This is a genomic window from Veillonella sp., assembly GCF_015058545.1.
Lineage (GTDB): Bacteria > Bacillota > Negativicutes > Veillonellales > Veillonellaceae > Veillonella_A.
Window position 1 is genome coordinate 1 of record NZ_SVCB01000065.1, and the last position, 11,702, is coordinate 11,702.

General features: G+C 44.4%; 10 protein-coding genes. All 10 read left to right on the forward strand.

Annotated features, from left to right (window positions below; translation table 11 throughout):
- The coding region (locus tag E7204_RS04160) for an aminotransferase class I/II-fold pyridoxal phosphate-dependent enzyme (RefSeq protein ID WP_295181831.1) at positions 1-1,287 on the forward strand (1,287 nt) is incomplete at its 5' end.
- Between the two features lie 10 nt (positions 1,288-1,297).
- A complete protein-coding gene (locus tag E7204_RS04165; RefSeq protein ID WP_295181834.1) occupies positions 1,298-1,990 on the forward strand; it encodes a thymidylate kinase in 693 nt (230 codons plus the stop codon).
- A 61-nt stretch (positions 1,991-2,051) separates the two neighbouring features.
- Positions 2,052-3,095 carry a hypothetical protein gene (locus E7204_RS04170; RefSeq protein WP_295181837.1) on the forward strand — a complete coding sequence of 348 codons (1,044 nt, stop codon included), beginning with the start codon at positions 2,052-2,054 and terminating at the stop codon, positions 3,093-3,095.
- On the forward strand, positions 3,092-3,937 hold the full coding sequence (locus E7204_RS04175) for a stage 0 sporulation family protein (protein WP_295181840.1): 846 nt from the start codon (positions 3,092-3,094) through the stop codon (positions 3,935-3,937). The genes E7204_RS04170 and E7204_RS04175 overlap by 4 nt, the downstream gene beginning before the upstream one ends.
- Entirely contained in the window at positions 3,927-4,655 is a 729-nt protein-coding gene (locus E7204_RS04180; RefSeq protein WP_295181842.1) for a methyltransferase, read from the forward strand. The genes E7204_RS04175 and E7204_RS04180 overlap by 11 nt, the downstream gene beginning before the upstream one ends.
- Positions 4,642-5,502 (forward strand): 16S rRNA (cytidine(1402)-2'-O)-methyltransferase, encoded by an 861-nt coding sequence (gene rsmI, locus E7204_RS04185; RefSeq protein WP_295181845.1) that lies wholly within the window; start codon positions 4,642-4,644, stop codon positions 5,500-5,502. Before E7204_RS04180 ends, rsmI begins: the two co-directional genes overlap by 14 nt.
- Before the next feature lie 100 nt (positions 5,503-5,602).
- A complete protein-coding gene (gene metG / locus E7204_RS04190) occupies positions 5,603-7,621 on the forward strand; it encodes a methionine--tRNA ligase (RefSeq protein ID WP_295181848.1) in 2,019 nt (672 codons plus the stop codon).
- A 1-nt stretch (position 7,622) separates the two neighbouring features.
- On the forward strand, positions 7,623-8,393 hold the full coding sequence (locus E7204_RS04195; RefSeq protein ID WP_295181851.1) for a TatD family hydrolase: 771 nt from the start codon (positions 7,623-7,625) through the stop codon (positions 8,391-8,393).
- 208 nt (positions 8,394-8,601) lie between these two features.
- Complete coding sequence (gene ppx, locus E7204_RS04200) at positions 8,602-10,140, forward strand: exopolyphosphatase (protein ID WP_295181855.1); 1,539 nt, start codon at positions 8,602-8,604, stop codon at positions 10,138-10,140.
- Between the two features lie 10 nt (positions 10,141-10,150).
- The gene (locus E7204_RS04205; protein ID WP_295181857.1) at positions 10,151-11,701 is read left to right on the forward strand and encodes a phosphatase; all 1,551 of its coding nucleotides are present in this window, start codon (positions 10,151-10,153) and stop codon (positions 11,699-11,701) included.
- The last annotated feature ends 1 nt before the right edge of the window (position 11,702 follow it).

The following is an 11,702-nucleotide window of genomic DNA, read 5'->3' on the forward strand; positions in this document are numbered from 1 at the left end:
CAAGATTTGGCGGCCCGATTATATGGTGCCGACCATACGTGGTTTTCTATAAACGGAACTACCGCTCTAATCGAAACTATGATTATGGGCACGGTGGGACCCGGTGATACGATTATTATTCCCCGTGAAGCACACCGCTCAGTAATGGGCGGTTTAATTTTAAGCGGCGCCAAGCCGGTCTACTTAAAAGGGCGGTTTGACGAGCGTTGGGGTGTACCTTTGGGGACTACACCGGTTGAAGTAGAAACAGTTTTAAACGCGCATCCGGAGGCGAAGGCCATCGTTTTGGTAAACCCGAACTATTATGGCATTGCCATTGATTTGGAAGCTATAGTATCATTAGCTCATAAGAAAGGTGTCATTGTCCTTGTAGATGAAGCTCATGGCGCCCATTTGCCGTTTGGCAAACAGTTACCAAAAAGCGCCTTGGCCTGTGGTGCCGATTTAGTGGCACAGAGCACTCATAAATTAATCGGATCCTTGACGCAAACATCGATGCTCCATGGACAGGGGGCGCTCATCAATGAACGACGCATCACGCAGGTGCATCAGATTTTGCAGAGTACCAGTCCGAATTATATATTCCTGGCCAGCCTTGATATGGCTCGTCAGCAAATGGCGACGGAAGGCCACGAGTTGGTTACCAAGGCGGAACAATTAGCACAGGAATTGCGCCGGGAATTGCGCCGTATTCCGGGGATTAATGTACCGGCTGCGGAAGATTTTACCGGTTTATATGACTATGATGCGACCAAGGTGCTCATTGATTTTTACGAGCTCGGTTTGACCGGCGTTGAAGCGGAAAAACTGCTCCGCAAAGAAGGCATCGAGGTTGAATTGGTGCAGGCGTATCATGTGTTGGTGCTTATTACGATGGGGGATACGGAGGATAGCATTAATCGATTGGTCGACGCGGTACGTAAGGTAGCTGCCGTAAGTAAGGATGTTGTGGTAAGTAAGGTGGCCGCTACTGTAAAGGATAGCGCGCAATCAGTCTCTCAGGCAAAACCATTGGCTGCAGGCACGCGTTTACCAAGTCCGGAAGTGGTGCTGACGCCGCGTGAGGCTTTTTACAGTAAAACAGAAACTGTAGCCCTTACAGAAGCGGCAGGGCAAATCAGTGGTGAGACTATCAGTTATTATCCGCCGGGGATTCCTTTTGTCAGCGTAGGCGAACGAATTACACCGACGGTGCTGGCCTATATTAAGGAGCGGCAAGCCATGGGCTTTTTGCCAAATGGCTGCGCTGATAAAACATTAAAAACAATTCGTATTATTAGTAAATGAGGTGTGACCTGTGGGCCGTTTAATAATTATTGAAGGTGGCGATGGTAGCGGTAAAGCTACGCAGACAGCGCTATTGAAAGAACGTTTACTCAAAGAAGGCTATAAGGTAAAGTCCGTGAGTTTTCCCAATTACGACAGTCCGGCCGCCATGCCGGTAAAGATGTATTTAGCCGGTGATTTCGGTAAAAAACCGTCCGATGTAAATCCCTTCGTGGCCAGCTCTTTATACGCTGTGGACAGATTTGCTTCTTTTCGCATGGATTGGCAAAACTTCTACGAAGAAGGGGGCATTATTTTAGCCGATCGCTATACGACCTCCAATATGGTACATCAAATGGTAAAATATGAAGACCCGGCGGAACGCAAGGCATTCCTCGACTGGTTGGAAGATTTTGAGTTCGTAAAATTCGGCTTACCGCGACCTGATGCGGTATGTTTACTGGATATGCCCCTTGCAGTAAGCGAAGCACTTATGGCGGAGCGCAAACATAAAACCGGTGGCGCTACCGGCGATATTCATGAGAAAGACCATGCGTATTTGGGCCGTGTTCACGGGGCCTATGATGAATTGGTGGCACGCTATGATTGGCAGCGTATAGCTTGTGCCGATGAACATATGAAACTTCGTACCATAGAAGCTATTCATGAGGATGTGTATAACGCAGTAGCTACCGTATTGAATGACTTAGAGCCTTCGCTTTGAGTTGTTTTTTAGGGGCTTCACGGTATATAATAAATATGTTGTAATACATTGAGGAGGCACCATGTCGTATTTTGAGCAAGTTATCGGTCAAAAGGCCATAATCGACCATTTGACGATCTTGGTAGAGCGCGGTACCTTACCCCATAGTTTGTTATTTTATGGGGAAAAGGGCTTGGGAAAATTAAATACGGCTATTGGCTTAGCTTCTTTATTAATAGGTCGACAAGTCTTTTCGGCTGATGGAGGCGCTCAGTTTTTAGAAGCTGTAGCGAATGCTCGTCAAGCGGATGGCGAATCGGAGAAAAAAACGGAAGCGGAAGGCCTTCCTATTTACGTTGATGGCGGTCAGGCTTTTTGGTTACGGCCGATGAAGAATATGCTGAAGGTAGAGCAGTGGTATGAGCTGTTAGGTTCCTATTTAGGGCGTACCGGTGGCGGCCGACGAGTTGTTATCGTAGAAGATTTTCAAACGGCTAATGCAGTCATGGCCAATGCCATGTTAAAAACTATTGAGGAGCCGCCGGCTGATGTTTTTTTCATAATTATAACGAATCAAATTGCTTCGGTGTTACCTACTATTAAATCAAGGTGCATGCTGGTTCCTTTCGGGCCGGTAAGTAATGATATTATTACGGCGGCACTGCGTAAGGAAGGCTTCACCGAAGATTTACAACAAGCTTTGGGAGCCGGTCAGGGCAATCCTGATTTGGTTCGTGAGCTGGTCCTGAGAGGCACGTTGCCACTATTGGAACAGGCCGTCAAAATGTTGGAACAGCTGCCGAAAGCTTTGTTTTTTACACAGTTGAGTCTGCAAACGGAATCCCTTAAACGCGATGACATGCGCGAGTTAATGGGCTGGTTGCGGCTCTTGGCGCGCGATATGATGGCTCTAAGAGCCGGTGCGCCGGATGATGTACTACAGTGTCCTCTCCATAAAGAGCGTTTGCTGCAAATCTTATCGTCATGGAAGGTGAAAACCTTATTGACCGTAGAGCGGGAAACGCTGGCGGCAGAAGAGGCACTTCGATTAAATGTGAAAGCAGGTTTGGTTATGGATGGCGTATTGCTTGCCCTTCGCCAAGCCTTAAAGGAGGACACCCAGTGACAACCATAGTCGGTGTTAGATTTAAAAAAGCGGGTAAAATTTATTATTTTGCTCCCGGTGGTGCCAGCTTGAACTTAGGTGACGGTGTTATTGTTGAAACGGCTCGCGGTCTTGAATTCGGCGATGTGGTAATTGCACCGCGCCAAGTGGACGAAGAATCGGTAATTCAACCGCTTAAAAGCGTAATTCGTAAGGCCACCCCGAAAGATTACAAACAAGTAGAAAAAAATAAGCAGCGTGAAGAAAAGGCGTTTGAGATTTGTTTGGAGAAAATTGCCAACCGCAAATTGCCGATGAAGCTTATCAATGTTGAATATACTTTCGACATGAACAAAATCATCTTCTTCTTTACCGCTGACGGACGCATTGACTTCCGTGATTTGGTTAAAGATTTAGCCACCGTATTCCGTACGCGTATTGAATTGCGTCAGGTAGGGGTGCGCGATGAAGCTAAAATTTTAAACAGTATCGGTGCTTGCGGCCGTGCTTTATGCTGTGCCACATTCCTCGGGGATTTTTCGCCCGTATCGATTCGCATGGCTAAGGATCAGAATTTAAGCCTTAATCCAACGAAGATTTCCGGTGTATGTGGTCGTTTGATGTGCTGCTTAAATTATGAAAATGATTTGTATGACAAGGGCGGCGATTTATATACGCAGAAAACGAAAGCGGCGCCCGTTATTGTAGAACCGCCGGGCATCGGTAAAGATGTAGTAACCGATGAAGGTATGGGCAAGGTATTGAAGATTAATCGCAACAAGAAAACGGTAAAAGTACAGCTGGAAGAAGGTCGTACTATCGACTTGCCGTGGACTGATATCGTATTGCCTGATGAAGAATAATGCAGAGCGACTTGATGATTTATTGATTGGCGGAATGAAGCTGTGGCAGCGGACCGATCAATTCCGTTTTGCTATTGATGCGGTGTTGCTGGCGCATTTTCCAAAACTTAGTGAAAAGCGCCGCTATGCCGATTTAGGCACGGGAACAGGGGTAATTCCTTTACTCATGACCGCTCTCGGCGCCAAGCAGATTACGGCCATTGAAGTTAATCCGGTGCTGGCCGATTTAGCGCGCCGTAATATTATATTAAATCACAAAGAAACGGAAATTTCTTTGGTTGAAGCAGATTACTGTAAGCTTGAAGGTCCTGAATGGGTGGAGCGATTTGATGCAATTCTTATCAATCCACCATATTTTACGGCTTCGCAGGGAGCAATACCCCAATCTTCTGATGTGAGTTTAGCTCGTCATGAGACAATGTATGATATTACGGATATTGCAAGGGCAGTAGCAAAGCTCGTAAAATATCAGGGACAGGCTTTTTGGATTTATCCGGTAAGTCGCTTGATGGATTTATTGGGTTCGTTAAAAGCAGTGAAATTAGAACCGAAGCGAATGCGTTTTGTCCACAGTATGCCGGGCAAAGCGGCTAAATTGGTTCTTATTGAAGCACGTAAGGCGGGGCAGGTCGGTTTAATTACAGAAGCCCCTTTATATATTTATGACACACCGAATGTGTACAGTGAGGAGGTGCGTAGTTGGTATGACAGAGACTAAGGGAACTTTATATTTAGTACCTACGCCCATAGGCAATCTGGAAGATATGACCTATCGGGCTGTCCGTGTTTTACAGGAAGTGCATACCATAGCGGCCGAAGACACGCGGCACAGCGGCTTATTGTTAAAACATTTTGATATTAAAAAGCCTTTAATATCCTATCATGAGCATAATAAGGATGCGAAGGAAGAGCCCTTAATGGAGTTGTTACTAAGTGGTCACGATGTGGCGGTTATCAGTGATGCAGGTATGCCGGCTATTTCCGATCCGGGCGCCGATCTTGTATTAGCGGCCATAGACGCGGAAATTCCGGTGGTTCCATTACCCGGGCCGAATGCGGCCTTGACGGCACTCATTGCGTCGGGGCTCGATACGAGGGAGTTTACTTTTTTGGGCTTTTTACCAAAGAAAAGCAGCCACCGCAAAGAATTATTGGAGCGTGTGGCTACTTATGAAGGCACTTTATTGTTCTATGAAGCGCCTCATCGTTTACAAGCTTCATTACAGGAGTTATATAAATACTTAGGCAATCGTCCAATTGTGTTAGGGCGGGAGTTGACTAAAAAGTTTGAAACTTTTGTGCGTACCGATTTGGAAGCTTTGCAAAAAGCGGAGGATTTGGTTACCATTAAAGGTGAATTTGTTTTGGTCGTAGGCGGTGCCGCCACCGTTCACGCTGAGGCGGGAGCGCCAGAAACAATGTCAACTGATGATTATGTAAGTGCTGTGATGATGCTTATGGAAGCCGGAACGGCTAAAAAAGAAGCAATACGCGAAGTTGCCAAACGACTGGGCGTAGCCAGACGCGATGTGTACAATGCCGTTGAAGCGGCACAGGACACATAAATCGATTAGGCATTAAATGTTTAGATTGATGAAACCGTGAATGATAAATAATTAAATTTATAAGGCTACACCTTGTTATAGAATAAGAGGAGGTTATTGTATGTCAGATACAACCAACAAACGATTTTATATTACAACACCAATTTATTACCCAAGTGCCAAGCTTCATATCGGTCATACCTATTGTACGACGATTGCCGATACGGTAGCGCGTTTCAAACGCCGCGCCGGCTATGATGTGCGCTTTTTGACAGGCTCTGACGAACACGGCCAAAAAATCCAACGTGCTGCCGAAGCAATGGGGATTACGCCGCTTGAATATACAACTAAAATTGTTACCGGCTTCCAAGAATTATGGAAAGCCCTTAACATTTCCAATGATGATTTCATCCGTACTACGGAAAAACGTCATGAAAAAGTAGTTCAGTACTTATTCCAAAAAGCCTATGACAAAGGCGATATTTACAAAGCTAAATACAAAGGTTGGTATTGCACACCGGACGAAACATTCTGGACCGAACAGAAATTGGGTCCTAACCATACTTGTCCTGATTGCGGTCGTCCTGTAGAACAGGTAGAAGAAGAAAGCTATTTCTTCAGAATGGGTAAATACGCCGATCAATGGCTCAAATTTATCGATGAAAACCCTGACTTTATCCAGCCGGAAGCGCGTCGTAATGAAATGATTCAATTCGTTAAACAGGGCCTTGAAGATTTGGCCGTATCCCGTACCAGCTTTGACTGGGGCATTAAAGTACCGTTTGACCCTAAACATGTTGTGTACGTATGGTTTGATGCACTTGTGAACTACATCAGTGCTTTGAATCCATTGGAAGAAGATGACAGCCTATTCAAAAAATTCTGGCCGGCTGATATTCACTTGGTAGGTAAGGAAATCGTTCGTTTCCACTCCATCATTTGGCCGATTATGCTCATGAGCCTTGAATTGCCGATTCCTAAAAAAGTATTTGGCCACGGCTGGCTCGTTGTAGACGGCACCAAAATGAGTAAATCCCTCGGTAACGTGGTGGATCCGATTCCGCTCATTAATATGTACGGTTCCGATGCCCTTCGTTATTACTTATTGAGTGAAATTCACTTGGGCAATGACGGTAACTTTACATTACCTAACTTTGTACAGCGCGTTAACTCCGATTTGGCCAATGACTTGGGCAACTTGTTAAATCGTACCGTAGCAATGATTGAAAAATATCACGGCGGCGTGATTACGGCTATGCCTTCCGTCAGTGAATATGACAAAGATTTGGCGGCTATGGCGGAAGCAACTGTTAAAGACTACGAAACTTACATGGAAGCCTTCGACTTGAACCGTGCGTTAAAAACTGTTTGGGCCTTCATCGGTCGTACCAATAAATATATTGATGAAACTATGCCTTGGGTACTTGCCAAAGGGGCTGAAGCGGGGGATGCTGAAAAATTGCAGACCGTAATGTATCATTTGGCGGAAGCTTTACGCATTATCGCCGTTTTAGTTGATCCTGTAATCCCTACAGGGGCACCAAAGATTTGGGAACAATTAGGCATTACCGGTTTTGCCGATGCCAAACTTGACGATGTGCGTCAGTGGGGCGGTTTAGCCAGCGGCACGAAAGTAGTAAAAGGGGAACCGATTTACCCTCGTTTCGAAGTACCTGAAATGGTAGATGCACCGGCAGCTACTGAAACTAAAGCAGACGAAAAAGCGGCCGCTAAAACGGGTACGGAAAGTGCGGATGAAACAGATCGCACCAATGAAACTGCCGAAGCAGGTGAACAGGAAATTCCGCCGATTAAAGACAATGTGGAATATGACGATTTTGCCAAACTGGACTTGCGCGTAGCTAAAGTTATTTCTTGTGAAAAAGTTAAAAAATCCAAGAAACTTTTAAAATTTGTCTTAGATGTGGGCGTGGAAGAACGCACCGTAGTTAGTGGTATTTCTCAATACTACGAACCGGAAGATATGATTGGTAAGAAAGTAATTTACCTTGCCAACTTGGCACCTAAGAAACTCATGGGCATTGAATCGTACGGCATGATTTTATCTGCCTCCGACTTTGCCGATAATTTAGAAGTAACCAATATCGAATCGCTTATTCCGGGAAGTTTGGTGAAATAAGATGGAATTGTTTGATACGCATGCGCATATTAACGATAATCGTTTCGACAATGACCGTGAAGCCATGTTGGAAGATTGTCGAGCGCAAGGTGTTCGCTATATTATGTGTCCCGCCGTTGACTGCGGCACGGCGGAATCCGGTATCGCTTTGGCTGAGAAATACGATTATGTGTATGCAGCTGTAGGCGTGCATCCTCACGAATCGAAAGATGTGACGGAAGCAGATTATGAATACTTTAAAGAGCAAGCTCTTAACAATGATCGGGTAAGAGCTATCGGCGAAATTGGTTTGGATTATTACTATGATTTTTCCGATCGTGAAACGCAAATGCGCGAATTCAAACGCCAATTGGCGCTTGCCCGCGAAGTGGATTTGCCGATTATTATTCATGACCGCGATGCGCACGGCGATATTATGGATACACTCCGCACTGACGGCAAGGGGAATTATGGAATTTTCCATTGCTATTCCGGCAGTTGGGAAATGGCGAAAGAAGCCATTAAAATGGGTTTTTATATTTCTTTTGCCGGCCCGGTAGTATTTCCTAAGTCTACAAAGTTGAAAGAAGTGGCCAAACAGGTTCCGCTCGATCGCTTATTGATTGAAACGGATTCGCCATATTTGACACCGCCACCATTCAGAGGGCGTCGTAACGATCCGAGCAAGACTCAGTTCGTAGCGCAGGAAATTGCTGCTTTACGCGGTATGGAAGCAGACGAAATAGCAGCCATTACCCTTGAAAACGGTAAACGAATTTTTAATATTAAATAGTATAAATATTAGTAACCAATAAGAGCTCTCTTCGTGAGTTTTGCGAAGAGAGCTCTTTTATTTACAGTCTTAACTGAAGTGAATCGATGATGTAATGACAAGGAAAAATTTTGTATAAAGTGTGTAAAGATTATGTAATATTCTTGAAATACTCTTTCAGTTTCGGTAAGATTAAGGTAACATATTGTTTTAGACGAGAGGTAGAATTATGAAGCGTGTTTCATTTATAGATTTGGGATCCAACTCCGTACGTTTTGTTATTATTGAAATTAACGAAAACGGCAGTTATCAGCTGATTTATCAGCAGAAGGAGAGCATTCGACTCAGTGAGAATATGTGGGAGAAAAATAAACTCACTGAAGAAGCTATGGAACGTGCCATTATGACACTTAAGGCGTTTGCACACATGGCAGAAGCCATGGATAGTCTTGAAATATATGCCGTAGCCACTGCTGCCGTACGCTTAGCTAAAAACGGAAACGAATTCCTTAAGTTGGTTAAGGAGCGTACCGGTATTGACCTGGAATGTATTGATGGCACCGAAGAAGCCTATTTGGGATTTTTAGGGGTAGTGAATACCATTGGCCTTCGAGACTTCATCCTCTTTGACCTTGGGGGCGCCAGCATTGAAGTAACACTTGTTAAAGACAGAACTGTAAAACATAGTGTAAGTTTGCCTATGGGGGCCCTTACTTTAACGGGGAAATTCCAAAGCGGCGATGAAATGTCTGAAAAAGAGCGTAAAAACTTAATCAGCCATATTCAAGATGTACTTAGCAAGGAGAAATGGCTGAAGGATAAACAGTTACCGCTTGTTGGGATTGGCGGCACAGTGCGTAATTTGGCTAAAATTGACCAAAGAGCGCATAATTATCCGATTGAAAAACTGCATAATTATGAATTATCATTTGAACGCTTAGATGCGATTTATGAAGATGTATGTACCCGTACATTGGAACAGCGCCGTAAGATTTCCGGCCTTTCCTTTGAACGTGCCGATATCATCGTAGCCGGGACAGCTTTGATTCGCGAACTTATGTTGTTCGTTGATGCCAATACTATTCGTGTCAGCGGTTGCGGTTTGCGTGACGGCTTATTTTATCGTTACTATGGCCGAAATTATATGAATGAAAACGGTATCGTTGATGATATCCTGCTTCATTCCGCTGAAAATGTATTACTCAACATGGTACAAGGCGATTTGATTCATGCCAAGTACATTACGAATTTAGCGAAGATGCTCTATGATCAATGGGATAAGGTATATCAATGGGGGCCGCGCATGCGCGAATTGTTGCAAGTATCTTCGTTGCTCCACGATATCGGTAAGACCATTAACTATTACGGTCATGCCCGTCACAGTGCCTATCTGATTGTTAACAGCAGTTTATACGGTTTATCTCATAAAGAGCAGGCCATTTGTGCCTTTGTGGCAGCCAATTCTCATGGGACTAACAGTAAATTTATTAAGGCCTCGCCGTATGGTCATTTATTGACGGCGGACGATCGAGTTATGATAGCGCAAGTTTCTTTAGTATTAGCTTTAGCGGAAGCGATTGACGAAAGCCATGAACAATCGGCTGTATTGGTTAATACTGAATTTACTGATAAAACAATTAATGTGACCGTTTGGAAAAAGCCGGGCGGCAACACATCCATTGCGGAGGTGGTCATTGGTAAGCTGATTAAGCAGTGTAAGAAGGACTTTAGAAAGAATTTAATTGTAGAGTGGCGCGAAGCCTTATAAGGAGGAAATAATGGCATTATCGAAGCCGCCCCTTTATGGAGCCATCCATTTGGGAGCCAGCAGTATGAGTATTACCATCGTAGAATACACCACTATCGATGAAGTGAAAATAATCGACTATGCTTCGCGTGATGTAAACTTCGGGGAAGAATTGTTTCACAGCAAACGATTATCATTCCAAACAATCGAAGAAATTTGTCGCCTGCTAAAAGGTTATAAACGAATGCTCGATGAATACGGAGTTACGGATTATACCGTGTATGCTACGGCTGTCGTTCGTGAAGCTGAAAACCGTCGCAGTATTATGGACCAAATTTTCGTGCAGACCGGCTTCAAAGTAGAAGTCGTGGACATGCCTAAAGAAATTTATTATAAATACTTCGGATTGTACTATCATATGATGAAACAAGGGCTTACTAAGACTAAAGATGCAGCCTTATTTATCGATATTACATCCGGCGGCGTAGGGCTTACGGTGTGGCAAAAGGGGACCTTGGTATTCCAGGAAAACGTGCATTTAGGTACATTGCGCGTTATGGAATCCTTTAACCGTACTCAACGCTCATCTTTATCCTTCCCGGCAGCGGTAGGTGAATATTTGCACAGTATGTTGCAACCTTTAGAGGAAGAAGTACGTCGTTTTAACGTTAAATATTTCGTGTTATCCGGCGATGAACCTCGTGAAATTGCAAATTTGATGGGTTTTGAAACGCATGGTCAGGAAACTATGTCTTTACTGCCGCAGCAATTTGAAGACTTTGTTGACACCTTCCATGGCGTTACAGCGACCAAACTCGTTAACCGCTATGGTATTCCGGAATATCGTGCTAATATCCTTATGCCGACCATTGTTTTGTATTCGGAATTGTTAAAAATGGTACGACCGCAAAGCCTGTTAATCAGCCCTTACGGCTTTGCCGAGGGCGTAATTGTGTACAAGGGCGCGGAGCTTGAAAATAACCGGTTCCTTGAAGTGATGCGCGAACAAAACTTACAATTGGCTCGTGCTATTGCGCGTAGCTATCAGGTTGATGAAACCCATATTGCTCAGGTTGAGCGTTTTGCGGTACAGCTTTGTCGTCATTTAGTGGATTTCGGTATTAACGAACGCATGATATTTGTACTTCGCACGGCGATTATTTTATCGGAAGTGGGAAAATTCGTGAGTCTCCGTAATCACAGTGAACATGCGTATCGCATCATTATGGGGACTGACCTTTTCGGCTTGTCGGATCGTGAAAAAGAAGTGGTAGCCAATGTGGTATTCTACCATTACAAGGGCAAACCCGATGATGATGATGAAAACTTCCGTTATTTAAAAGAAGTCCAAAAGATATGGGTATCAAAATTCGTGGCCGTATTACGTTGCATGCGTGCCTTGGATGTAAGTCATAAATTGAAAGTGTCGAAGCTGGCTATTGAACGCAATGATAAACGCATCGTGGTTAAAGCAACGACGAAGCAAGACTTGTCCTTGGAAAAATGGACCTTTGAACGAGAAGCAGAATACTTTAGTGAAGTTTTTGGTTTGGAAATGGTCTTACGCATAGGAGGTAAATAAG

Coding starts and splice junctions, on each gene's coding strand:
- ppx (WP_295181855.1), top strand. CDS start 8,602: ATGAAGCGTGTTTCATTTATAGATTTGGGATCCAACTCCGTACGTTTT.
- E7204_RS04170 (WP_295181837.1), top strand. CDS start 2,052: ATGTCGTATTTTGAGCAAGTTATCGGTCAAAAGGCCATAATCGACCAT.
- E7204_RS04205 (WP_295181857.1), top strand. CDS start 10,151: ATGGCATTATCGAAGCCGCCCCTTTATGGAGCCATCCATTTGGGAGCC.
- metG (WP_295181848.1), top strand. CDS start 5,603: ATGTCAGATACAACCAACAAACGATTTTATATTACAACACCAATTTAT.
- rsmI (WP_295181845.1), top strand. CDS start 4,642: ATGACAGAGACTAAGGGAACTTTATATTTAGTACCTACGCCCATAGGC.
- E7204_RS04195 (WP_295181851.1), top strand. CDS start 7,623: ATGGAATTGTTTGATACGCATGCGCATATTAACGATAATCGTTTCGAC.
- E7204_RS04180 (WP_295181842.1), top strand. CDS start 3,927: ATGAAGAATAATGCAGAGCGACTTGATGATTTATTGATTGGCGGAATG.